The sequence below is a fragment of the Corallococcus sp. EGB genome (assembly GCF_019968905.1).
Classification (GTDB): Bacteria; Myxococcota; Myxococcia; order Myxococcales; family Myxococcaceae; genus Corallococcus.
Genome location: NZ_CP079946.1, coordinates 8330932 through 8353272, shown reverse-complemented (window position 1 = coordinate 8353272; position 22341 = coordinate 8330932). Strand labels below are relative to the sequence as shown.

Sequence of the window (22341 nt, the reverse complement as noted above, 5' to 3'; positions counted from 1 at the left end):
GCTCCGTGGGACGGCGGGATTCAGAGATACAGGCGCTTCGGATCCAGCTTCTCGCGCAAGAGGTGCAGCACCGCCGCGTCCGGAGATGCGCCCGTCGCCAGCGTGGGGGCCACCCTGAGCGGCCAGCCGCAGGCGGCCTTCACCTGCTCCACCGTCACGCCCTCGTACACCTCCGTGAGCACCGCCTCGCCCGTCTCGTCGAAGGTGAGCACGCCCAGGTCGGTGATGATGCGCGTGGGGCCGCCGCCGGGCATGCCCAGCTCCTTTCGGGTGCGGCCGTTCATCTGGTGGCCCGGACTGGTGATGAAGTCGCACCGCTCCACGAACGTGCGCGGGCTCATCCGCATGATGATGAGCAGCCGCCGCGCGTGGACGGCGATCTCACACGCGCCGCCGCTGCCGGGCAGCCGCACCTTCGGGTTCGCGTAGTCGCCAATGACGGTGGTGTTGAGGTTCCCCCAGCGGTCCACCTGTGCGCCGCCCAGGAAGCCCACCTCGATGTGCCCCCGCTGGAGCAGGGACTGGAAGATGTCCGCCTGCCCCACCACCGCGAGCGAGTCCGTCACCAGCGACGGGTCGCCAATGGACACCGGCAGCCGCTCCGGCATGGCGCCCACCGCACCGGACTCGTAGATCATGAACAGGCCCGGGGCGTGCGTGGCCCGCGCCAGGTTGCACGCGAGGTTCGGCAGCCCGATGCCCACGAACACCACGTCCCCATCGCGCAGCTCACGCGCGGCGCGGAAGGCCATGCGCTCGCTGGCGGTGGCGCCCATCGCCGCGTCAGTACCCATAGTCCACCCCCGCGCACGGCCGGGGCTTCGCCCGCAGCCGGTCCAAGAGCCCCGCCTCCAGCCGCTCCAGGTAGCCGCGCCGGTCCTTCACGCCGTGGACGAAGGCCTCCAGGTAGTCCTGGTACGTCTTCGGCTGGCGCGAGATGTCCTCCCACTTCACATAGAAGTCGTTGTCCCGGTCGTGGAAGCCCTGCACGAAGCTGGGGTGGCAGCCCCAGGGCTCGTGCACCACGTGGCTGACGAGGATGCCGGGCACCACCGTGCGGTTCGGATCCGCTCGGATGACCTCCGTGGGGACGATCTCCTCCGCCACCACGACGACCCGCTTCGCCGCGAAGGCCGCCTCCTTCTGCGAGCCCAGCAGGCCCCACACCTGGGCGTTGCCCTCCGGGTCCGCGCGCTGGCAGTGGAGGATGGTGACGTCCGGGTGCAGCGCGGGCACCGTGGCCAGCTCCCGTCCCGTATATGGGCAGTGCACCGTGCGGATGTTCGCGTTCACCCGCGCGATGTCGCCGCCGTAGTAGTTGTCGAGCGGCCAGAAGGGCAGCCCCGCCGCCGCGGCCTGCAGGCGCGACAGCAGCCCGAAGTGCGAGTACTCCTCCAGCTCCAGCCGCTCGGAGCCGCCGGCCTCGCTGCGGCGCCGGAGCGCGTGCAGGCTGCCCACGCCCGGGTTGCCGGCCCAGCTGAACACCAGCCGCTTCACGCAGCCGGCCTCGATGAGCTGATCGTAGACGAGGTCTGGCGTGAGCCGGATGGCGGTGAGGTTCCGCCGGCCCTGGCGAATGATTTCGTGCCCCGCCGCGAAGCAAATGAGGTGGGTGAACCCGTCGATGACGATTGAATCGCCATCGTGCACGGAGGCCGCGATGGCCTCCTTCATCGAACAGCGCTTGTCCATGTCAGCTCGCCTTCAGGCCGTGGCGCCTGTCCAGCTCCTGGAGGCACGCGCCCAGGATGCCCAGCATCACGTCCACCTCGTGCCGTCCCACCACGAGCGGGGGCGCGAAGCGGATGGTGGACTTGCCGCACGACAGCAGCAGCAGGCCCTTCTGGAACGCGAGCTGCTCCAGGTCCGCCACGTACGCGGCCGCGGGCTCGCGGGTGCCGGGGCGCACGAACTCCGCGCCCACCATCAACCCCACGCCGCGCACGTCGCCGATGATGGGGTGCCCGCGCTGGAGTGCCTGGAGTCCGGAGACCAGGTGCGCTCCCGCTTCGCGCACGCCGCCCAGCAGGCCCTCCACCACGTCCAGCGTGGCCAGCGCGGCGGCGCAGCACACCGGGTTGCCGCCGTAGGTGCTGCCGTGCGAGCCGCGCGGCCAGGTCATCACCGATTCACGCGCGATGATGGCCCCCAGCGGCATGCCGGACGCGATGCCCTTGGCGGACAGCAGGATGTCCGGCATCACCCCGAAGTGCTCCGCCGCGAACATGTGCCCCGTGCGGCCGATGCCGGACTGCACCTCATCGAACACCAGCAGGATTCCGTGCGCGTCGCACAGACGGCGCAGCTCCTGGAGGAAGCCCGCGGGCGGCACCACGTAGCCGCCCTCGCCCAGGATGGGCTCGACGAAGATGGCGGCCACCTCGCGCGGGTCCACGTGGTTGACGAACCAGTCCGTCTCCAACAGGCGCACCGGGTTGCACGCGTCGCCGCACGCGCCCGGTGCGCAGCCGTTCCCGCAGCGGTACGGGTTGGCGTAGGGGATGTGCAGCACGCCCGGCAGCAGCGGGCCGAAGAAGGCGCGCTGGGCCACCTTGGAGGAGTTGAGCGAGATGGCGCCATAGGTGCGGCCGTGGAAGCCGCCCTTGAAGGCGATGATGGTCTGCCGGCGCGTGTGGTGCCGCGCCAGCTTGAGCGCGCCCTCCACGGCCTCCGTGCCGGAGTTGGTCAGGAAGACCTTCTTCGGGCCCATCTCTGGCAGGTAGCTCGCGAGCCGCTCGCACAGGCGCGAGAAGCCGTCGTAGTAGAAGTCCGTGCCGCAGATGTGGAGGAAGCGGCCCGCGGCCTCCTGGATGGCCTTTACCACGTGCGGGTGCGCGTGCCCCGTGGACGCCACGGCGATGCCCGCCATGAAGTCCAGGAAGCGGTTGCCGTCCACGTCGTACACCCAGGGGCCTTCACCCCGCTCCACGACGAGGGGGTATTCCTTGATGTACGAGGGCGACGTGTAGCGCCGGTCCACGTCGATGATGGCGCGGGCGTTGGGCCCCGGGGGCGCGACCTTCACTTCGGGATAGAGCGGGTGCATGAGGGCTTCCAGGTCAACCCATCCGGGTCTGGGACTGCTCGCGCATGAACTGCGAGACGTAATAGGGACCGCAGCCGCCCTTGCCGGTGGAGCCGCTGGCCTTCCACCCGCAGAAGGGCTGCACGCCGGGCCACGCGCCCGTCGTCGCGCCGGTGCGGCGGTTGGCGTAGAGCACGCCCGCCTCCGCGCGGGCCATGAACACCTCCACCGTGTCCGGATCCGCGCTGAAGATGCCGGCGGTGAGGCCGTAGGCGCTGTCGTTGGTCAGCGCCAGCGCCTCGTCCAGCGAGCGGAAGGACGCCACGCCGACGAAGGGCAGGAACAGCTCCTCGCGCATCAGCCGGTGCGTGTGGGGCAGCTCCACCACCGTGGGCGCCACGAAGTGGCCGTGCGCCAGCGACGCGTCCAGGACTGGAACATCGCCGCCCGCGCGCACGGTGCCGTCGCGCCGCGCCTCCGCCACGGCCTGTTCGAAGCGTCGCACGGAGGCCGCGTTGATGACCGGGCCCATGAAGACGGACGCGAGCGCTGGGTCCCCCACCACCGTGTCGCGGGCCTTCCGGGCCAGCCGCGCGACGAAGTCCTGGCGCACGTCTTCATGCACGTAGATGCGCGACAGCGCGCTGCACTTCTGTCCGGACATGCCGAAGGCGGAGCGGTGGCAACCCTCCACCGCCGCCTCCAGGTCCGCGTCCCGGCAGACAATGGCGGCGTTCTTGCCGCCCAGCTCCAGCAGCGCGGGCCGCACGTGCTCCTCCGTGAGGCGGCGGAAGATCTCCATGCCCACCTTCGTGCTGCCGGTGAAGGCCACGCCGTCCACCGCGGGGTGGCGCACCAGCGCGGAGCCCAGGAGTTCCCCCTCGCCATGCACCACCTGGAGCACGCCGCCCGGCAGGCCCGCGTCCCGCAGCGCCTGGAAGAGGCCCTCGGCGCAGCCGGGGGCGTCCTCGCTGGGCTTGAGGATGACTGCGTTGCCGCCCAGCAGCGCGCCCGCGCTCATCCCGGCCGCCAGCGCGAGCGGGAAGTTGAACGGGGAGATGACGACGAAGACGCCATGGGGGCGCAGCACGCTGCGCGTGTCCTCGCGAGGCGACAGGCGCGCCATGGGCAGGTGGAAGCCGTGCGCGGACTCCACCTGGCCGGCGTAGTAGCGCAGCAGGTCCGCGGACTCCTCCACGTCGCCCAGCGCCTCCAGCCGGTTCTTGCCCACCTCCAGCGTCATCCCCGCCGCCAGCTCCCACCGGCGCTCGGAGAGGAGGTCCGCGGCACGGCGCAGGATGCGGACGCGCTCCTCCCACGCGGTGGCGCCCCACGCGCGCTGGGCCTCCTTCGCCGCGTGCACCACGCGGCCCACCTCGCCGGGGGCGGTGCGGTGGAAGCGGCCCACCACCTCCGAAGGCCGCGACGGATTGCGGCTGTCCAGCAGGTCGCCGCTCGCGTGCGCCTTGCCGGCGATCCACGACGGGTACTCCGCGCCCAGTCGCGTGCGCACCGTGGCGAGCGCCGCGTCGAAGCGCGCATGCAGCTCCGTCAGGTCCGCGTCCAACACCGAATAGGTGATGCGAAAGGTCATGGCCGCTCCAGGAAGCAGGTCAGGCCCCGGGCGAGCAGGTCCACCAGCTCGTCCACCTGGGGCTCGGTGATGATCAGCGGAGGGCCCACCATCACCAGGTCGCCGTTCGTCCCGTCGGCGTGGCCGGTGTTGGGCCAGAGGACGAGCCCTTGCGCGAACAGCTCCGCGAGCAGCCCCTCCACCACCTTGCGCGTGCGCGGGAAGGGCCGCTTCGTGGCCTTGTCCTCCACCAGTTCCACGCCCGCGATAAGCCCCACGCCCTGCACGGAGCCCACGTGGGGCAGGGGCAGGAGGACCTCGCGCAGACGGCGTTGCAGGTATTCGCCCACGCGCGCGGCATGCGCCACCAGGCCGTGCCGCTCGTAGTAGTCCAACACCGCCACGCCCGCGGCCGTCATGCACGGGGCCTGGAGGTAGGTCTGCGCGTGCATGAAGCCACCGGAGCCCTTTCGCAGCTCCTCCAGGTGGTCCTCGCGCACCAGCACCGCGCTCAGCGGGGCGTAGCCGCCGCTCAGGCCCTTGCCCATCACCAGCAGGTCCGGCGTGAGCCCCACCCGGTCACTCGCGAAGAAGCGCCCGGTGCGCCCGCAGCCGCACATCACCTCGTCGGCGATGACCAGGATGCCGTGGCGGCGGCAGATGGCGGACACCTGTTCGAAGTATCCGGGCGGAGGCACGGACGCTCCCGCCGACGAGCCGATGACCGGCTCCGCGACGAACGCGGCGACGGTGTCCGGCCCCACGCGCTGGAGGGTCTCCTCCAGCAGCCGCGCGTAGTGCGCGGCTCCGTCCCGCGCGTAGTCTTCCAGGCCGCTGCGGTAGGGGTAGGGCGCGGGCGTGGTGACGACCTCCGACAGCATGGGACCGAAGAACGTCTGGTAGTGGGGCCGTCCGGACATGGACAGCGCGTAGAGTGTGTTGCCGTGGTAGCCGGGCACGCGGGTGAGGACGCGCGTGCGCTGGGGCTGGCCGCGCTCCACGCACATCTGCCGCGCGAACTTCACTGCCGCCTCGATGGCCTCCGAACCGGAGCCGAGGAAGGCCGCCCGTTTCAGCCCCGCGGGCGCATTCGCGCACAGGCGCGTGGCGAGCGCTTCGGTGACGTCCGTCGTGAAGTGGGTGCCGTTGACGTACGCGACCTGGAGCAGTTGCTCATGGATACGGTCCGCCACCTCGCGGTTGCCGTGGCCCACGCTGGCCACCAGCGCGCCCGCCGAGCCATCCAGGTAGCGGCGGCTCCGGGCGTCGTACAGGTAGATGCCCTCGCCATGGGTGACGACGGGGAACTCGCGCGACAGGTTGCGCAGGAGCACGTTCCCGTCGGGATAGCGGATGGCGTTCAAAGGCAGACGTCTCCCCACGCGGCGTACGCCGCGATGGATGCGAGGAATTGCGACGTGAAACGGGAAAGGGCGTCAGCCGCGCCGCAGCCGGGGCCGGGCGGGCCGTGTCTGGCTTCCGTGTCCTGTCACTGCCTCGCGCCGTCTCCGCACCACTCCACGCATTGTCGTCCGTCCTCACGGGCGACCCGCGTCGCCCGGCAAGTGACCCACGAAGGTGGAGGCAGGGGTGTCCAGGCACGCTGCCGCGCGCCCAGGCCGCGAAAGGGCCCGAAGACACCGACCTCCACCCCCGCGGGTGGCTGGAGACAGAAGGGAAGAGAGGGAATGTTCCGGGCAAAAGCCCTGTAGAAACAAGGGCTTGCGCGGACCTTCCCGCCCTCCCTCGGGGCTCCAGGTCGAACCGACCGTGGATGTCTCCCACGGCACGGATGCAGGCAGGTCTTCGGGCTCGTGAGCGGGTCCGGCACCGGGGTGCCGGGTTGCCTACTGGCCGTCACTTCCCAGCGCCCACGTGGGCGCCAGTGTGATGGACGGCGGTCGTTCTCACCTACCGCTGCGGGGCAGCCCCGGCTTCGGACCGGGTTCCCTTTTCAGCCTGGGCAAACCCAGGCACCAGCATGGCATCGTCTATACGCCCGGCTTGTTTCAGGTGTCAAGGCAATGTCTGTCATGTCTGGTTCTCCGGCGCGAGCGGAGGTACAGCGGTGGGACGGCGCTCCGCGTCGAGCGCGACGAGGATGAAGCGTCCGCGTGTGCACAGCTGTCGCGCGCCGGACAGGAGGTCCTCGGCGAACAGCTCCACGTCCACGGTGACGGAGGTGCGGCCGGTGGCGACGACGCGGCCCACCAGCTCCACCAGCTGTCCCTGGCGCACGGGGGTGTGGAAGTCCACGCGCTCGCTGGACGCGGTGACGACGGTGCGCCGCGCGTAGCGGCTGGCGGTGATGAACGCGGACATGTCCATCAGGCGCAGCGCCTGTCCGCCGAAGAGGGTGCCGTAGTGGTTGGTCTGATCCGGGAAGACCATGTCCACCATGCGGGTCTCCGTGGCGGACGAGGGGATGGAAGGGGACGTCATGAGAGGGGACTCCAGGCCCGAGCGGACGTGCGCCATGTGCGGGAGGGACACCGGGACACACGACTCCCGGGCCCGGGGCACGGGCGGTGGCGGACGCGCGGACCGCGAAGGGTTGCCGGGCCTTCCCGCGAGGGTCCGGGGTACCGCCCTGGAGGAGACGATTCTCCGCAGGGGCCGGCGGCAGGTTTTCGGGCTCGTGGGCGTGCTTCGGGAGCGCGCCTCTTTTCGAGAGGACACGTCCGTGGCGCCTACTGGCCGTCGCTTCCCAGTCCGACTGCCGGACCAGTGCGTCTGACGGCGTTCGTTCCCACTCACCGCTGCGGGGCAGCTCCGGAGTTCCACCGGATTCCCTTGCTAAACCTCGCGGACTCCCGTGAGGCACCGTCGGCAGGGCGCAAGTTAGACGTGTGCTGCGCCTCCGCCAAGCATCAAGGACGGTGCCGGATGTCACGGATTGAAGGAACCCGTGCCTCCATGCGAGGAGGCGCGGCATGACTCCTCTCCGGTGGATGGGGTGGCTGTGCTGCCTGCCGTTGTGGTCCGCGTGCGCGGACCCGGAGATGCGAACGCCGCGAAGCTACTCGCAGTTCACGATGGACTCGGCGACGGCGGGATGCTTGCGCATTCAGCGTGTGCGTCGCAGGTGGGCCAGGACGCCATCTTGCCGTGGCTGTCACGGGCAGCGGCGCGCGCCGCGGAGGCCGCGGCGGTGATGCGCCTGTAGGAGGCGGCGGAGGTGGCCCGCGTGGAGCACGTGCTGGTGGAGTGCGCGAAGCGGGCGAACGGCGAGGTGAATGAGCGGATTCTGGGGCCCGGGCAGCGGGCGAATCGCCAAATCTGCGAGGAGCAGGTGGTGGACGCGAGCGGCCGGACCGCGAAGCGGGGCGTGCTGTGCGCACACGGGCGAATGGGGCTTCTTCACCGAAGAAGAGCCCCGCCAGTGGGAGCGCCGCTTCCTCTGACCGCGCACCGGGCAGGCGTGCCCCGCTGGAGACAGGCCCTGTGGCAGTATCCCCGGCCGCCATGTCGCAGACGCCTCGCAAGGTCTCGCTCGTCCTGAGCTTCCAGTACCCCGGCAAGTACGCCTTCACCGTGCTCGCCGGCGCCGTGGAGTCGGACCCCGCGCTCGCGGAGGTGTCGCTGCACTTCCCTCGCAGCCGCGAGGCCCTGCTGGACACCCTTCGCCAGCGCGTGGACGCGGGCGACACCGTCGTCGCCGCGTGGTCCTTCTACTCCGCCAGCTTCGGCCCCTCCGTGGAGGAGCTGAACTGGGTGCGCGAACGCCTGGAGGGCCGCGACGTCCTCTGCATCGCCGGCGGCGTGCACGCCACCGCGGAGACGCTCCAGACGCTCCAGGCCGGCTTCGATCTCGTCGCCGTGGGCGAGGGCGAGCACACCCTGCGCGCCATCCTCCTTCGCGTCCTCAAGGGCGAAGACCCGCGCGCCACGCACGGCACCGCGCACCTCAAGGACGGCAAGCTCGTGCAGCACGGCCACGGCGAGGGCGTGCGCCTGGACGACTTCCCCGCGTTCGCCGTGAAGCACGTGAAGTACGGCGCCATCGAAATCACCCGCGGCTGCATCTACGCGTGCCGCTTCTGCCAGACGCCCTTCATGTCCAAGGCGCGCTTCCGGCACCGCACCGTCCCCAACATCGCCCACTGGGCCCGCGAGCTGCTGCGCATGGGCCGGCGCGACGTGCGCTTCATCACCCCCACGTCCCTGTCCTACGGCACCGCCGACGAGACCGTGAACCTGGCCGCCGTGGAGGAGCTGCTCGCCGCCGTGAAGGAGGCCACGGCCCCGGACGGGCGCATCTTCTACGGCACCTTCCCCTCGGAGGTGCGCCCGGAGCACGTCACGCCCGAGGCCCTGGCGCTGCTCAAGCGCTACGTGGCCAACGACAACCTCATCATCGGCGGCCAGTCCGGCTCCGAACGCATCCTCCAGTCCACCCGGCGCGGCCATGACGTGGAGACCGTGGTGCGCGCCGCCCGGCTCGCGGTGGAGGGCGGCTTCGTGCCCAACGTGGACTTCATCCTGGGCCTGCCCGGGGAAGAGCCCTCGGACGTGGACGCCACGTTGGACCTCATGCAGCGGCTGTCGGACCTGGGCGCCCGCGTGCATGGCCACACCTTCATGCCGCTGCCCGGCACGCCCTTCCGCGACGCGGCCCCCGGGCGTCTGGACGCGCGCACCCGGCAGCGGCTGGACTTCCTCGCGTCCCAGGGCCGCCTGTATGGCCACTGGAAGGCCCAGGGCGTGCTCGCGGAGGCCATCGCCGCCCGCAGACAGCCGCGCGCCCGCTAGCCGCACCCGTTACACTCCAGCGATGGCTGAACAGACGCCCTACTGGCTCCTCATCTCCGTGCTCTTCAGCTCCCAGCCCCTCACCCCGGCGCTGGCCATGACGCTGCACGAGGCCGCCTATGAGCTGTACACGCGCGGCGAGGGCTCGCGCGAGGTGGCGGGCGATCTGCTCTCCGGCCGGGTGAACAACCTGCGCAGGGACGTGTCCCTGGGCGGCATCGCCGGGCCCGCCTTCGAGGCCGAAATCGAGACCGAGCGCGGCTCCGGCGTCGTCCGCTTCGTCCTCACCCGCCAGGGCCTGGAGATGATGAAGGCCCAGCCCCCGGCGCCAGTCGCCAGGAAGCCGCAGTACCTCAACTGAGGAGCGGGGCCCCCGGCCGCCCGGCCGCTCCCGGAACGGTGCGCCGTCACCACCTTGAGGGCTCAAGGGAGGAATGACGGCATGGACCCCAAGGATGACTACCTCAAGAAGAGCGCCGGCATCCCGCTGGACCCCAGCAAGCAGAAGGACCCGGACGAGGAGGGCGACCGGGTGCCCGCCGAAGGCCGCCCCGAGGAGCTCAACGACGTCACCGGGCAGAACGGCGGGCAGCGCACCGACGTGGACGAGCCCTGGAACGACACGCGGCACCGGCACGCCGGCATCCGCGACAAGTACAGCGACGACAGCGACAAGAAAAAGCCCTGAGGTCTCCCCCAGGGCTCACGTGGAAGCAGGTGCGGTGGACGCGGCCTGGGGCGAGGGGACTACTCGCGCTCCAGGTCCAGCTTCATGCCGCCCATGTGCAGGATGGACTGGGACATGGACACCGCGGACATGGTGGCCAGGTCCTCCAGCGCCTGCATCTCCTCGCTCTTGGGCTCCGCGCCCGTCTGCGAGGCCGCGGCCTGCTGCCGGGGCTGCTGGCCCGTGACGTTGATGGGCGTGGAGGTGGCGCCCGCGGTGTAGGTGCCCAGCAGCGAGCCGTGCGGCGCGGCCCCCATCTGCGCCAGCGCCGACGACACCACCGAACCGCCCGTCAGCTGCGTGCCCGGCTTCGGCTGCTGCGAGGCCGCGCCCGACAGCAGCGAGCCGAAGCGGCTGCCCGCCACGGAGGTGGTGGTCGTCGTCGTGGCCGGCTGCACCCGCGGACCGGAGAGGGACGTGATGCGGTTCATGGCGGCTCCCGTCAAAAGGCCCCGGTCAACCGGAAGGCTCACCCGAAGGCGGACCCGTGGGGCTTCAAGTTCGTTCTCCCCATTATCGCCAGGGCCCGAGGGAAGTTGCCTCTTTCGCCTCGAGAACGGCGAAGGCCGCGGAATCCCGGGGAATTTTCCCCTGGACGCCGCGGCCTTCCGAAGGCCTCAGCGGCCCTCGGGATGATCCGCCCGGCCTAGAACTGGTGGGCCTCGGTGGACTCGTGCAGGGCCAGGGTGCTGGCGCAGCCGCCGGAGATCACCTCGGCCACCTGGTCGAAGTAGCCGGTGCCCACCTCGCGCTGGTGGCGCGTGGCGGTGTAGCCGTGCTTCTCCGCGCCGAACTCGGACTGCTGCATCTCGCTGTAGGCCGCCATGCCGCGGTCCTTGTACTGACGGGCCAGCTCGTACATGGAGAAGTTCAGCGCGTGGAAGCCCGCGAGGGTGACGAACTGGAACTTGTAGCCCATGGCGCCCAGCTCGCGCTGGAACTTCGCGATGGTGCTGTCGTCCAGGTTCTTCTTCCAGTTGAAGGACGGCGAGCAGTTGTACGCGAGCATCTTGTTGGGGAACTGCTTGCGGATGCCCTCCGCGAAGGCCTTGGCCTGCGCGAGGTCCGGGGTGCTGGTCTCGCACCACACCAGGTCCGCGTACGGGGCGTAGGCGAGGCCGCGCGCGATGGCGCACTCCAGGCCGCCCTTGATGCGGTAGAAGCCCTCGCCCGTGCGGCCCGCCGCCTTGTCGATGAAGGCGTGGTCGTACTCGTCCGCGTCGCTCATCAGCAGCTTGGCGCTGTCCGCGTCCGTGCGGGCGACGAGCAGCGTGGGCACGCCCATCACGTCCGCCGCCAGGCGCGCCGCCGTCAGCGTGCGCACGAAGTGGCTGGTGGGCACCAGCACCTTGCCGCCCATGTGGCCGCACTTCTTCTCGCTGGCCAGCTGGTCCTCGAAGTGCACGCCCGCGGCGCCCGCTTCAATCATGCCCTTCATCAGCTCATAGGCGTTGAGCGGACCGCCGAAGCCGGCCTCCGCGTCCGCGATGATGGGCGCGAACCAATAGCGGTCCTTGCGGCCCTCCGCGTGGTCGATCTGATCCGCGCGGCGCAGGGCGTTGTTGATCTTCTTCACCACGGTGGGGACGGAGTCCGCCGGGTAGAGGCTCTGGTCCGGGTACATCTGGCCGGCGGAGTTCGCGTCCGCGGCGACCTGCCAGCCGGACAGGTAGATGGCCTTGAGGCCCGCGCGCACCATCTGCACGGCCTGGTTGCCGGTGAGGGCGCCCAGCGCGTTGATGTAGTCCTCCGTGTGGAGCAGCTCCCAGAGGCGGCGGGCGCCCATCTCCGCCAGCGTGTGGCTCACGCGGATGGAGCCGCGCAGCTTCTCCACGTCCTTGTCGGAGTAGTTGCGCTTGATCCCCTCGAAGCGCTGCGCATGGAGCTTCGCGTGGGGGGAGGCATCGGAAGTGGTCGGCGTCGCGTCGTACATGCCAGGACTCCTCGGGCTGCGGTGAAGGGTTGAAAAGACTTCGGTGAAGCGGGTTGGAAGTGCGTCAGGACTGCGGGTCGAGGGCCTCGTAGGCCGGCAGGGTGAGGAAGTCCTCGAAGACGGGCGCGGTGGACAGCTGCTCGAAGAGCTCGCGGGACTTCTCCATGTGCGCCTGGCCGTAGCGCTCGGTGGCGCCCTCGCGGTCCATGCGCTTCATCTCTTCCGCGAGCAGCGTGCGGAACAGCTCCGGCGTCACCTTGCGGCCGTCCTCCAGCGTGGCGCCGTGGTGGATCCACTGCCACACCTGGGCGCGGGAGATCTCCGCCGTGGCCGCGTCCTCCATCAGGTTGTAGAGGGGCACGCAGCCCAGGCCGCCGAGCCACGCGGCGGTGTACTGGATGCCCACGCGGATGTTGTGGCGCAGGCCCTCCTCCGTGCGCGTGCCGGAGGGCACCTTGAGCAGGTCCGCCTCGGTGATGCGCACGTCCTCGCGCTTGTTGGCCACCTGGTTGGGGCCCTTCATCTGCGCGTCGAAGATCTCCTTCGCCACGGGGACGAGGCCCGGGTGCGCGACCCAGGTGCCGTCGTGGCCGTTCTTCGCCTCGCGCAGCTTGTCCGCGCGGACCTTGGCCATCACCGCGTCGTTGGCGGCGGCGTCCCCCTTGATGGGGATGAAGGCGGCCATGCCGCCCATGGCGTGCGCGCCCCGGCGGTGGCAGGTCTGGATGAGCAGCTGCGAGTATGCGTTGAGGAAGCCCTTGTCCATGGTCACCTGCCCCCGGTCGGGCAGCACCACGGACGGGTCGGACTGGAGCGTCTTGATGAAGCTGAAGATGTAGTCCCAGCGGCCGCAGTTGAGGCCGGCCGAGTGCTCGCGCAGCTCGTGGAGGATCTCGTCCATCTCGAACGCGGCGGGCAGCGTCTCGATGAGGACGGTGGCCTTGATGGTGCCGCGCGGGATGCCCAGCTCGCTCTGGGCCAGGTGGAACACGTCGTTCCACAGCCGGGCCTCCAGGTGGCTCTGCATCTTGGGCAGGTAGAAGTAGGGGCCCGTGCCGCGCTGGAGCTGCTCGCGCGCGTTGTGGAAGAAGAACAGGCCGAAGTCGAAGAGCGAGCCGGAGATGGGCTTGCCGTCGATGCGCACGTGGCGCTCCGGCAGGTGCCAGCCGCGCGGGCGCACGAAGAGCACGGCGTGCTTCTCATTCAGCGCGTAGCGCTTCCCGTTCTCCGCCGTGAAGGAGATGGTCTTGCGCACGGCGTCGCGCAGGTTCAGCTGGCCGCGCACCACGTTGTCCCAGGTGGGGCTGTTGGCGTCCTCGAAGTCCGCCATGAAGACGCTGGCGCCGGAGTTGAGCGCGTTGATGATCATCTTGCGGTCCACCGGACCGGTGATCTCCACGCGCCGGTCCTGCAGGTCCGCGGGCACCGGGGACACGGTCCAGTCGCCCTTCCGGATGTCCGCCGTCTCCGCCAGGAAGTGCGGGCGCTCGCCCTTGCGCCAGGCCTGCGCCACCTGCTTGCGCCGCTCCAGCAGTGCTTCCCGACGTTCACCGAAGGTGCGGGCCAGCTTCGCCACGAAGGCCATGGCCTCCTGCGTCAGCACCTCCGCGTAATCCGGGTTCCAGGGCCCCTCCACGGTCACGCCGGGGCCGAAGTCGGGAGGCTTCTGGGTGGTGCGCGCGTCCATGGTGGCTCCTGACTAAGTGCGTTGTAAAAGCGGCTCAACGGGCTGAAAGATGTCCCCGCCGTCTGTGGATGGGAAGCCTTGGTGAATTAGAAGCTGCTTGCCTGTAAGGCTGTCAACATCACCGGGATTAAATCTGTAAATCGACTGACGCAGCGAGACACAAACCCCCGGAATCACGGTCCGGAGGGGGTGGCGCAATCAGGGCCGTGGGTCTCCGTAGGTAGGAATGAGACCCCCATGTGCCAAGCGGGGGCCTGACCGGGAGGTCACCTCATGGACGTCACGACACGCTGCAGGGCTTGTTCGAGGGAGCTGTCCGGGGAGGCGCTGCGCTGCCCGCACTGCCGTGCGCGGACGGTGCCCATGAACCGGGGCGAGGGGCGGGCGCTGCTGGGCGTCTGCGCGGCGCTGGCCCGTGAGTTGGGCGTGGAGGTCTCGCTGGTGCGGGTGGCGTTCGTGCTGATGCTGTTCGCGTCCGCGGGGATGGGCGCGGCGCTCTACCTGCTGCTCTGGGCGTTCGTCCCGGCGAAGCCCTACGGCCGGGCTCCGCTGCAGGGGACGCTGGACTGGGTGTCCAAGGTCGCGAACACGCCGGTGGACGACGACACGCCCCGCTGGGAGAAGCGCGTCTGAGCGCCACCCCGGGGCGATGCTGTCTGGTGGCTCAGGGCAGCTTGGGCCGGATGATGCGGGGCGCGTCCGGATTCACATCCAACAGGCGCACGGGGTCGCCTTCCTGCACGGTGCCGGCCTTCAGCACTCGCGCGAGCTGACCCCTCCGGCCCCAGCTCTCCTTCAAGAGGCCGGGCCTCAGCGCGTCCAGCTTCCAGCAGGGCACGCAGGGTTCGGTCAGCTCCACCACCACCGCGTCCCCCAACGCCAGCCGCTGCCCCGGCGGCAGCGCGTCCAGGGGCAGCCCCTGCACCAGCACGTTCTCCTTGAGCGCGCCTTCCGGCACGTCCAGCGCCTCGCGCTGGGCTTCATCCATGAGGAGGAGCTGGCGCTTGTGGCCCACGGTCCTGCGCTGGTGGCGGTCGCCCTCGAAGCCGTGCTGCTCCACGGCGCGGGCCTCCGGGACGCGGCGCATGGGCGTGCCGCGCTCCTGGGCCAGGAAGAGGGCCTTGATGACTCCCGGGGTGCTCACGACGCGACACACTAACGCCCGGGCGTCTTCGGTGAGCGGGGACTTCGGCCGTTCCCCCGCTCGCCGAGCGTTGGGGACCCGGCATCCGTCCTTCACTCGGGCCTGCCGTGGCGGCGCGGCGGTGTTAATCGCGCGGGGACATCGTTCCTGCCTTGGAGAGGCCCCACCGTGAGCTCGAAGAACGTTCGCATCGAGAAGGACACCTTTGGTCCCATCGAAGTCCCCGCCGACCGGCTCTGGGGCGCGCAGACCCAGCGCAGCCGCCAGAACTTCGCCATCTCCTCGGAGCGCATGCCGCTGGCGCTCGTGCACGCGCTGGTGCTGGTGAAGAAGGCCGCCGCGCTGGTGAATCAGGAGAACGGCTCGCTCTCCCAGGAGAAGGCCCAGGCCATCGTGAAGGCCGCGGACGAGGTGCTCGCCGGCCAGCACGACGAGGAGTTCCCCCTGCTGGTGTGGCAGACGGGCAGCGGCACCCAGACGAACATGAACTGCAACGAGGTGCTGGCCAACCGCGCCTCGGAGCTGTTGGGCGGCGAGCGCGGCGAGGGCCGCAAGGTCCACCCCAACGACGACGTCAACAAGGGCCAGAGCTCCAACGACGTCTTCCCCACCGCGATGAGCGTGGCCGCCGTGGAGGCCGTGGTGAAGCACGTGCTGCCGGAGCTTCAGGCCCTGCGCGACGTGCTGGCGCGAAAGTCCCAGACCTTCCAGTCCATCGTGAAGATTGGCCGCACGCACCTCCAGGACGCGACGCCGCTCACGCTGGGCCAGGAGTTCAGCGGCTACGTGGCGCAATTGGACCGCGCGAAGGGGCACATCGAGGCCGCGCTGCCGCACATGCTGGAGCTGGCGCTGGGCGGCACCGCCGTGGGCACCGGCCTCAACGCGCCCCCGGGCTACGCCGAGCGCGTGGCGGCGGAGATCGCGAAGCTCACCGGCCACGCCTTCGTCACCGCCCCCAACAAGTTCGAGGCGCTGGCCGCCAACGACGCGCTGGTGCAGGGGCACGGCGCGCTCAAGGGCCTGGCGGCGGTGCTGTTCAAGGTGGCCAATGACATCCGGTGGCTGTCGTCCGGGCCGCGCTCGGGCATTGGCGAAATCAACATCCCGGAGAACGAGCCGGGCAGCTCCATCATGCCGGGCAAGGTGAACCCCACGCAGAGCGAGGCGCTCACCATGCTGTCCGCCCAGGTGATGGGCAACGACGTGGCCATCTCCCTGGGCGGCGCGTCCGGCAACTTCGAGCTCAACGTCTTCAAGCCGCTCATCATCCAGAACTTCCTGCAGAGCTGCCGCCTGCTCGCGGACGGCATGCGCAGCTTCCGCCTGAACTGCGCGGTGGGCATCGAGCCGAACCTCCCGCGCCTCCAGGAGAACCTCCAGCGCAGCCTGATGCTCGTCACCGCGCTCAACCCGCACATCGGCTACGACAACGCGGCGAAGATCGCCAAGACGGCGCACAAGCAGGGCAAGACGCTGAAGGAGGTGGCGGTGGAGCTGGGGCTCGTCACCGCCGAGCAGTTCGACCAGTGGGTGCGCCCGGAGAAGATGACCGGGAACCTGTAGGCCGCCCCTCCTTCAAGGCATCACCCCCGGGTCCGGCGGCTCCTGCGCCCGATGGCCGCTTCAACCCCGGGCCCCATCCCCCGCCTGACGCGCCGCTCGCCCCGACGGTGGGGGCGTGTCGGCGAGGGGGGGATTGGGAGGCCGGCCCGGCCGCGCAACGGGAGACAGCGTTCCCGCGCGCCCAAGCGTGGGACAGCGCACGCTCCGGCAAGAAGGGGGCAGCGCGCGGAAGAGGGGACGATTAGGGTACGGGGGCCATGAACGTCCCCTTCGTCATTGAGACCACGCACCGCGGCGAGCGGGCGTACGACCTCTACAGCCGTCTGCTCAAGGACCGCATCATCCTCCTGGGCACGCCCATCAACGACGATGTGGCCAACCTCATCGTCGCCCAGCTGCTGTTCCTGGAGTCCGAGGACCCGGACAAGGGCATCAACCTCTACATCAACTCGCCTGGTGGCTCCGTCACGGCGGCGCTCGCGATGTATGACACGATGCAGTACGTCAAGTGCCCGGTGTCCACCATCTGCATCGGCCAGGCGGCCTCCGCGGGCGCGCTGCTCCTGCTGGCGGGCTCCAAGGGCAAGCGCTACGCCCTGCCCAACAGCCGCATCATGATTCACCAGCCGCTCGGCGGCGCGCAGGGGCAGGCGACGGACATCGACATCCAGGCGAAGGAAATCCTCCGGCTGCGCACGTACCTCAACGGCCTGTTCGTGAAGCACACGGGCCACACCATCGAGCGCATCGAGAAGGACACCGAGCGCGACTACTTCATGAGCGCCGAGGAGGCCCGGCAGTACGGCCTCATCGACGAGGTCGTGGAGCGCGCCTCGGGCGTGCCGGCGCCCAAGTAGCTTTCATTCCAGCGGGGCCCGCAGGCGCAGGCCCCGCGCCATTGCTCCGGGCGGGCACGCGACGGGTGGTGGTGCCGCAAGCCGCCCCTGGGTGCAGCTTGACGGGGACGTGCCCAGCGTTCGGGTATGGTCTCCCGCTTCCTTGCCGCCGCTCTGCTGCCTGCCCTCCTGACAGGGGTGGGTTGCGCCTCCGTTGGCCTTGGCCCCACGGGCCGCCCACCCGTGCCGCCCAACTCCCAATCGGTGCAGGAGGAGTTGGGCGAGCGCGACGTCGTCCAGGGAGGACCCGAGTACGCGCGGCAGAGCGCCATCGTGCAGGTGGACCGCGGTGACACGGAGGAGGTGCGGTTCCATCCCAACTACTGGCGGGTCCGCTTCGGGCTCCCGGAGGAGGGCTCCGGGAGCCTCCTGGCGCTCAACTTCGATGAGCTCGCGCAGCGGGTGACGGGGGCGCGGCGCCTGGACATCACGCCCACCCCCACCACCGACAGCGCCTTCCGGCCCAGCATCGCGAGCCCCGCTTCGGGGGGCTCGGGCGGCCACTGAGGGCTCAAGGCAGCCGGGTGATGCGGTCGAGCGCCGGGGCCGGCAACGGCGAGGCCTCCGAGCTGTGCCTGGCGAGGTACGCCTCCAGCGCGTCCGAGTCCACCGCGCCGCCCAGCGGGTTCGTGCCCTCCGGCAGGACGCTGAAGCCGTCGCCGCCGGGAGCCAGGAAGCTGTTCACGGTGACGCGGTAGGTGGCGGCCGGGTCGATGACCGTCCCGTTGAGCTTGATGCTGGCGGGGTCCACCTTGGAGCCCACGGGCGCGGACTCGCTGAACGCGTAGCTGAAGCCCGCGGACGGCAGGAGGATGCGGGTGGTGGTGGCGTTGGGCCACTGCTGCTCCAGCAGGCGCTCGATCTGCGCGCCCGTCAGCGTCAGGGTGACCAGGCTGTTGCCGAAGGGCTGCACGGTGAAGGCCTCGCCGTAGGTGACGGCGCCCTTGTCGTTGGGGTCGGCCGGGTCGCGCACCAGGTCCGCGCGCACGCCGCCCGGGTTCATGAAGGCAATCTGGGCGCCGCCCAGGTTCGCGGGCCGGGTGGCCTCCAGCTGCGCGTCCGCGATGACGAAGCCCATGGTGGACTGGCCGGTGGGGTCCGTCTGGATGTTGCTGCGCGTGAGCGTCTGCTCAATCCAGCCGATGACGCGGTTCTCCAGCGGGGAGCTGATGCCCTTGTAGCGGGTGATGAGCTCCGCCACTTCCGGGTCGGGCGCCACCGTGCGGGTGACGATGACGTTCTGGGCCTGGGCCTTCACGACCTGGCCGGAGGTGGCGTCCAGCGTCAGGTCGATGTCCGTGACGAGCCGGCCCACCGACGCGGCGCTGGTGACGAGCTTGCCGCTCAGCGTGCAGTTGTAGGCGTTGTGCGTGTGGCCGCTGACGATGACGCTCACGGCGGGGTCCAGCTGCGCGGCGATGTCCACGATGGGGCCGGTGATGCCCTTGCACTCGTTGTAGAGCGAGTCGAGGGCGGGGATGCCGCCCTCGTGCACGATGACGACGATGGCGTTCACGCCCTGCGACCTCAGCTCCGGGACGAGCGCGTTGACGGTCTGCACCTCGTCCTTGAACTCCAGGCCGCGGATGCCGGTGGGCGTGACGATGTTCGGCGTGCCCTCCAGGGTCATGCCGATGAAGGCGACCTTCACACCCTGGAAGGTGCGCACGTCGTAGCGCGGGAAGAGGGTGCTGTTGGGGCCGGTCGCGACGTTGGCCGCGAGGAACTTGAACTTCGCGCCGGAGAAGCCGGTGCCGTCCTGGCAGCCGTCCACCGGGTGGCAGCCGCCGGACTGCATGCGCAAGAGCTCCGTGCCGCCCTCGTCGAACTCGTGGTTGCCCACGGCGCTCAGGTCCAGGCCGATGTGGTTCATGGCCTCGATGGTGGGCTCGTCGTGGAAGAGCGCGGACAGCAGCGGCGTGGCGCCGATGAGGTCACCGGCGGACACCACGATGGAGTTCGGGTTCTTCGCGCGCAGGTCCGCGATGTGGCGCGCGAGGTACACCGCGCCGCCCGCGTTCACGCGGCTGTTGGTGTCCACGCCGCCGTCCGGCAGCAGGGCCTGGACAATCTGTCCGCCACTGCCGGCCGCGGGCTCCAACTGCCCGTGGAAGTCATTGAAGGCGATGAGCTTCAAGGCGACGGTGCCGCCGTCCCCGGTGCCGGTGCCCGCGTCCTCCGTGCCCGCGTCCTCCGTGCCGGTGCCCGCGTCGTGGTTGCCGGGCGGAGGCTGGAAGGTGACCGCCTTGCAGACATGGTCCACGCAGGTCCAGCCCTGGCCTTCCGGCGCGGCGTTCTGTTCCTGGCAGTCGAAGGCGTTGGTGCACTCGTTGTTGCCGCAGCCGCCGTGGAAGGCGAGCAGCAGGCCGGTGACGAAGGCTCCGGCGAGGAGGAAGGCACTGGGGCGCGCGACTTCACGCGCGCGGCGGGGGACGGAAGGCTGCATCGAGGCGGCTCCTGGGGCAGGGGGGCGCGGCGAGGTGCGGGACCCTGGCATCGTCTCGTGGCGCGGATGTGAGGGCCGGGTTCCGAATGGGTGTCGGCCCGGTGGATGTGACCGGACCGACACCCGGCGCGGGCTCAGGAGCCGGCGCCCTCACGGCACAGCACCAGCTCCGCGGCGCCGCTCACGGCGCCCCAGAGCACGGCCTCCTGGTCGAACAGGCGGCCGATGCGCAGCGCTTCGTCGCGGGGCAGGCCGGGGACGAAGAGGCTCTCCTCGAACCAGCGCCGGTCCTCCGCCACGCCCACCGCGGAGACAGCGGGGTGTCCCCACGCTTCGAGCAGCGCGAGCAGGCGCTGCTGGAGCCGCGCGTTGGTGCGAGGCGGACGCCGATGCGCGTGGGGATTCCACGCGGTGATGAAGGCCCAGGTGGTGAGGCCATGCGCGGTGAGCGCGGCGTCGAGCGCTGGATGCAAGGCGCCCACGCGCAGCACGTGCTTGCGGCCTCCAACGAGCGGGTGCGGGCGCACGACGTAGCCCGTGGCCCGGAAGGCCGCGAGCAGCGTGGCCCGCCGCCCGTCACTCATGCGGCGTCGCGACCGCCGGCCCTGTGCCCGGCGGCGGGGTTGGTGGCTTCCCGGCCTGCGGCTTCGGAGCCTGCGTCTGCGGGCTCACGGCCGCGGGGGCCGGGAGCAGCGGGAGCGCCGGGTGTCCTTCCCGCAGCTTGGGCGGAATCTGGCTGGCCACGATGGGCGCCTCCTCCGCGGTCTTCCAGGGCCGCTCCGGCCACCAGCGCTCCACGGGGGGCGGCGCCAGCGCGAGGAAGTCCTGCCCGGGCCGGGGCGCGGTGATGCCCACGCCGTCGTGCTTCGCGGCCACCAGCGAGCGCTCAATCGGCTCCGTCCAGCCGTGGTACGCCAGCGTCAACAGCCCCCAGTGCACCGGCAGGAACAGCCGGCCCTGCACCAGCCGGTGGGCCAGCACCGCCTGCTCCGGCCCCAGGTGCCAGTCCGGCCAGCCCGCGCCGTACTGGCCCGTCTCGATCATCGTCAAATCGAACGGCCCCAGCTTGGCGCCAATCTCCTCCATCGCGGGGAACAGGCCCGTGTCGCCGGAGTAGTAGACGCGGTGCTGCGGCCCCACCAGCGCCCAACCTGCCCACAGCGTCTTGTTCTGATGCAGGAACCGGCCTGACGCATGCCGCGCGGGCGTGCACACGATCTCCAGCCCCTTCACCTTCGTGCGCTCCCACCAGTCCAGCTCCACGATGTGGTCGGCCGGCACGCCCCAGTATTCCAGGTGCGCGCCCACGCCCAGCGGCACCACGAACGTGGTGTTCCAATCCTTCATCGCCTCGATGGTGGCGAAGTCCAGGTGGTCATAGTGGTCGTGCGAGATGACCACCGCGTCGATGGGCGGCAGCGCGTCCAGCGCGATGGGCGCCGGGAACCAGCGCTTGGGGCCAATCCACTCCAGCGGCGACGTGCGCTCGCCCCACACGGGGTCGGTGAGCACGCGGTGCCCGTCCACCTCCACCAGCGTGGACGAGTGCCCCATCCACGTGACGCGCAGCCCGTCCTCGGGCGGCGTGGCGAAGCGCTTCGGGTCGATGCGGTCCACCACCACCGGCATCCGGGGCGAGCTCTCCGGGCTCGAGTGGAACAGGTCCGTCAGCGTCCGCTCCCAGTTGTTCAGGATGGGCTGCGGGTTCTCGAACCCGCCGTCGTGCCACTGCGGCGAGCGCGCCATCCGCTCCAGCCGCGCGCCTTCCGCTCCCTGGCCGAACGCACGCCACCCGTCGATGACGACCACCAGCGCGAAGGCGCCCAGCAGGAGCAGGCCCCACCCGCACAGGCGCAGCAGCCTGCCGCCCCAGGACCGCTGGGGGCCGTAGGAGGGAAAGGCCGTGCGGAAGGCCTTCTGGCGGGCCTTGTCCGCGGCCAGCGAGCGTCCGGCGAAGATCCCCATCCCCGGACCCTGATGGGTCCGGTGTCCCAGTGTCAATGGGAAGACGTCCTGCTACGTCCCGGTTTTTCCCGACTTCAGCAGCGTCGAGCCCGACCCGTGGCCGTTTCGCGCGGGCGGGGTCAGGACTCCGGCGGGACGACCTTGAACCCGCGCTGGAGCAGCGGATCCAACCGGTCCGTGAGGTCCCACGCCTCCACCAGCCGGCCGTCGCGCAGCCGGTACAGCGAATCGCCGTGGAACGTGAGCGGGCGGGACCTGCCGTCCACGGTGGGCGGGCCCTGGGTGTCCGTGCCCGTCGCGCGCCAGCGCACCAGCACCCAGTCGTCCTCGGCCATCACGTGGAGCAGCTCGAACCTCAGGTCGGGGAAGAGGGTGAACCCGGATTCCGCCTGGGTTCGCACCACCTCCGGGCCGCGCAGGTGCTGGGGCGCGCCCTCGGAGCGGTCCACGAAGTCGGGTGCGACGTACTCCGGAAGCCGCTCCAGGCGCTTCTGGTTGTAGATCTCCTCGGTGAACAGGCGGGTGCGTTCCTTGTTGGACTCACCCACCCGCCGGGCCCGCTCCGCTGGGGACATGGCCGCGCATCCGGTCAGTCCCACGAGCCCCAACACCACCCACGACACACTG

Annotated in this window: 21 protein-coding genes and 2 riboswitches; of the genes, 7 read left to right on the top strand and 14 right to left on the bottom strand. The window is 70.5% G+C overall.

All coding sequences use genetic code 11. The features are described 5' to 3' along the window. Positions 1–20: 20 nt before the first annotated feature. From KYK13_RS34015 to KYK13_RS33990, 6 genes are all read right to left on the bottom strand, one after another. On the bottom strand, positions 21–776 hold the full coding sequence (locus tag KYK13_RS34015; RefSeq protein ID WP_370645458.1) for a CoA-transferase subunit beta: 756 nt from the start codon (positions 774–776) through the stop codon (positions 21–23). 7 nt (positions 777–783) lie between these two features. Beyond that, positions 784–1692 carry a CoA transferase subunit A gene (locus KYK13_RS34010; RefSeq protein ID WP_223638395.1) on the bottom strand — a complete coding sequence of 303 codons (909 nt, stop codon included), beginning with the start codon at positions 1690–1692 and terminating at the stop codon, positions 784–786. 1 nt (position 1693) lies between these two features. Then, positions 1694–3046 carry an acetyl ornithine aminotransferase family protein gene (locus KYK13_RS34005; RefSeq protein ID WP_223638392.1) on the bottom strand — a complete coding sequence of 451 codons (1353 nt, stop codon included), beginning with the start codon at positions 3044–3046 and terminating at the stop codon, positions 1694–1696. Positions 3047–3059: 13 nt separating this feature from the next. Further along, on the bottom strand, positions 3060–4619 hold the full coding sequence (locus tag KYK13_RS34000; protein ID WP_223638390.1) for an aldehyde dehydrogenase family protein: 1560 nt from the start codon (positions 4617–4619) through the stop codon (positions 3060–3062). Beyond that, entirely contained in the window at positions 4616–5962 is a 1347-nt protein-coding gene (locus KYK13_RS33995) for an aspartate aminotransferase family protein (protein WP_223638389.1), read from the bottom strand. Before KYK13_RS33995 ends, KYK13_RS34000 begins: the two co-directional genes overlap by 4 nt. Before the next feature lie 415 nt (positions 5963–6377). Further along, a riboswitch (cobalamin riboswitch) is annotated at positions 6378–6594 on the bottom strand. Positions 6595–6629: 35 nt separating this feature from the next. Then, positions 6630–7040: an acyl-CoA thioesterase gene (locus KYK13_RS33990; RefSeq protein WP_223638388.1), complete on the bottom strand. Its 411-nt coding sequence runs from the start codon at positions 7038–7040 to the stop codon at positions 6630–6632. 161 nt (positions 7041–7201) lie between these two features. Then, positions 7202–7441, bottom strand: a riboswitch (cobalamin riboswitch). 622 nt (positions 7442–8063) lie between these two features. Between KYK13_RS33990 and KYK13_RS33985 the strand changes: the two genes are divergently transcribed. The 3 genes from KYK13_RS33985 to KYK13_RS33975 all read left to right on the top strand — a co-directional run bounded on the left by KYK13_RS33985 (position 8064) and on the right by KYK13_RS33975 (position 10038). Next, on the top strand, positions 8064–9350 hold the full coding sequence (locus KYK13_RS33985) for a TIGR04013 family B12-binding domain/radical SAM domain-containing protein (protein WP_223638387.1): 1287 nt from the start codon (positions 8064–8066) through the stop codon (positions 9348–9350). A gap of 22 nt (positions 9351–9372) precedes the next feature. Next, a complete protein-coding gene (locus tag KYK13_RS33980) occupies positions 9373–9711 on the top strand; it encodes a hypothetical protein (protein ID WP_223638386.1) in 339 nt (112 codons plus the stop codon). Between the two features lie 81 nt (positions 9712–9792). Next, positions 9793–10038: a hypothetical protein gene (locus KYK13_RS33975; protein ID WP_223638385.1), complete on the top strand. Its 246-nt coding sequence runs from the start codon at positions 9793–9795 to the stop codon at positions 10036–10038. A 59-nt stretch (positions 10039–10097) separates the two neighbouring features. Here KYK13_RS33975 and KYK13_RS33970 read toward each other — a convergent pair whose 3' ends face one another. The 3 genes from KYK13_RS33970 to aceB all read right to left on the bottom strand — a co-directional run bounded on the left by KYK13_RS33970 (position 10098) and on the right by aceB (position 13697). Then, positions 10098–10508 carry a hypothetical protein gene (locus tag KYK13_RS33970; RefSeq protein ID WP_223638383.1) on the bottom strand — a complete coding sequence of 137 codons (411 nt, stop codon included), beginning with the start codon at positions 10506–10508 and terminating at the stop codon, positions 10098–10100. A 215-nt stretch (positions 10509–10723) separates the two neighbouring features. Continuing rightward, positions 10724–12010 carry an isocitrate lyase gene (gene aceA / locus KYK13_RS33965; protein WP_223638381.1) on the bottom strand — a complete coding sequence of 429 codons (1287 nt, stop codon included), beginning with the start codon at positions 12008–12010 and terminating at the stop codon, positions 10724–10726. A 64-nt stretch (positions 12011–12074) separates the two neighbouring features. Then, positions 12075–13697, bottom strand: a complete 1623-nt coding sequence (gene aceB, locus KYK13_RS33960) for a malate synthase A (RefSeq protein ID WP_223638379.1) — start codon at positions 13695–13697, stop codon at positions 12075–12077. A 273-nt stretch (positions 13698–13970) separates the two neighbouring features. Between aceB and KYK13_RS33955 the strand changes: the two genes are divergently transcribed. Next, on the top strand, positions 13971–14330 hold the full coding sequence (locus KYK13_RS33955; RefSeq protein ID WP_223638376.1) for a PspC domain-containing protein: 360 nt from the start codon (positions 13971–13973) through the stop codon (positions 14328–14330). A 31-nt stretch (positions 14331–14361) separates the two neighbouring features. Here KYK13_RS33955 and KYK13_RS33950 read toward each other — a convergent pair whose 3' ends face one another. Next, a complete protein-coding gene (locus KYK13_RS33950) occupies positions 14362–14841 on the bottom strand; it encodes an MOSC domain-containing protein (protein ID WP_223638373.1) in 480 nt (159 codons plus the stop codon). Positions 14842–15009: 168 nt separating this feature from the next. On the opposite strand from KYK13_RS33950, the gene fumC reads away from it, so the two are divergent. The 3 genes from fumC to KYK13_RS33935 all read left to right on the top strand — a co-directional run bounded on the left by fumC (position 15010) and on the right by KYK13_RS33935 (position 17810). Next, positions 15010–16407: a class II fumarate hydratase gene (gene fumC, locus KYK13_RS33945; RefSeq protein ID WP_223638370.1), complete on the top strand. Its 1398-nt coding sequence runs from the start codon at positions 15010–15012 to the stop codon at positions 16405–16407. A 257-nt stretch (positions 16408–16664) separates the two neighbouring features. Next, on the top strand, positions 16665–17264 hold the full coding sequence (gene clpP, locus KYK13_RS33940) for an ATP-dependent Clp endopeptidase proteolytic subunit ClpP (protein ID WP_223638367.1): 600 nt from the start codon (positions 16665–16667) through the stop codon (positions 17262–17264). Between the two features lie 222 nt (positions 17265–17486). Continuing rightward, positions 17487–17810 carry a hypothetical protein gene (locus tag KYK13_RS33935; protein WP_223638364.1) on the top strand — a complete coding sequence of 108 codons (324 nt, stop codon included), beginning with the start codon at positions 17487–17489 and terminating at the stop codon, positions 17808–17810. A 4-nt stretch (positions 17811–17814) separates the two neighbouring features. Here KYK13_RS33935 and KYK13_RS33930 read toward each other — a convergent pair whose 3' ends face one another. The 4 genes from KYK13_RS33930 to KYK13_RS33915 form a co-directional block, all read right to left on the bottom strand. After that, positions 17815–19749, bottom strand: a complete 1935-nt coding sequence (locus KYK13_RS33930) for a bifunctional UDP-sugar hydrolase/5'-nucleotidase (RefSeq protein ID WP_223638361.1) — start codon at positions 19747–19749, stop codon at positions 17815–17817. Between the two features lie 134 nt (positions 19750–19883). Then, a complete protein-coding gene (locus KYK13_RS33925) occupies positions 19884–20333 on the bottom strand; it encodes a DUF3293 domain-containing protein (protein ID WP_223638358.1) in 450 nt (149 codons plus the stop codon). After that, positions 20326–21714: an MBL fold metallo-hydrolase gene (locus KYK13_RS33920; protein ID WP_223638355.1), complete on the bottom strand. Its 1389-nt coding sequence runs from the start codon at positions 21712–21714 to the stop codon at positions 20326–20328. Before KYK13_RS33920 ends, KYK13_RS33925 begins: the two co-directional genes overlap by 8 nt. A 119-nt stretch (positions 21715–21833) precedes the next feature. Beyond that, complete coding sequence (locus KYK13_RS33915) at positions 21834–22289, bottom strand: ester cyclase (protein WP_223638352.1); 456 nt, start codon at positions 22287–22289, stop codon at positions 21834–21836. Positions 22290–22341 lie beyond the last annotated feature (52 nt).

Coding starts and splice junctions, on each gene's coding strand:
- aceA (WP_223638381.1), bottom strand. CDS start 12,010: ATGTACGACGCGACGCCGACCACTTCCGATGCCTCCCCCCACGCGAAG.
- clpP (WP_223638367.1), top strand. CDS start 16,665: ATGAACGTCCCCTTCGTCATTGAGACCACGCACCGCGGCGAGCGGGCG.
- KYK13_RS34010 (WP_223638395.1), bottom strand. CDS start 1,692: ATGGACAAGCGCTGTTCGATGAAGGAGGCCATCGCGGCCTCCGTGCAC.
- KYK13_RS33955 (WP_223638376.1), top strand. CDS start 13,971: ATGGACGTCACGACACGCTGCAGGGCTTGTTCGAGGGAGCTGTCCGGG.
- KYK13_RS33970 (WP_223638383.1), bottom strand. CDS start 10,508: ATGAACCGCATCACGTCCCTCTCCGGTCCGCGGGTGCAGCCGGCCACG.
- KYK13_RS34005 (WP_223638392.1), bottom strand. CDS start 3,046: ATGCACCCGCTCTATCCCGAAGTGAAGGTCGCGCCCCCGGGGCCCAAC.
- KYK13_RS34015 (WP_370645458.1), bottom strand. CDS start 776: ATGGGCGCCACCGCCAGCGAGCGCATGGCCTTCCGCGCCGCGCGTGAG.
- KYK13_RS33980 (WP_223638386.1), top strand. CDS start 9,373: ATGGCTGAACAGACGCCCTACTGGCTCCTCATCTCCGTGCTCTTCAGC.
- KYK13_RS33920 (WP_223638355.1), bottom strand. CDS start 21,714: ATGGGGATCTTCGCCGGACGCTCGCTGGCCGCGGACAAGGCCCGCCAG.
- KYK13_RS33990 (WP_223638388.1), bottom strand. CDS start 7,040: ATGACGTCCCCTTCCATCCCCTCGTCCGCCACGGAGACCCGCATGGTG.
- KYK13_RS33985 (WP_223638387.1), top strand. CDS start 8,064: ATGTCGCAGACGCCTCGCAAGGTCTCGCTCGTCCTGAGCTTCCAGTAC.
- KYK13_RS34000 (WP_223638390.1), bottom strand. CDS start 4,619: ATGACCTTTCGCATCACCTATTCGGTGTTGGACGCGGACCTGACGGAG.
- aceB (WP_223638379.1), bottom strand. CDS start 13,697: ATGGACGCGCGCACCACCCAGAAGCCTCCCGACTTCGGCCCCGGCGTG.
- KYK13_RS33930 (WP_223638361.1), bottom strand. CDS start 19,749: ATGCAGCCTTCCGTCCCCCGCCGCGCGCGTGAAGTCGCGCGCCCCAGT.
- KYK13_RS33915 (WP_223638352.1), bottom strand. CDS start 22,289: ATGTCCCCAGCGGAGCGGGCCCGGCGGGTGGGTGAGTCCAACAAGGAA.
- KYK13_RS33925 (WP_223638358.1), bottom strand. CDS start 20,333: ATGAGTGACGGGCGGCGGGCCACGCTGCTCGCGGCCTTCCGGGCCACG.
- KYK13_RS33975 (WP_223638385.1), top strand. CDS start 9,793: ATGGACCCCAAGGATGACTACCTCAAGAAGAGCGCCGGCATCCCGCTG.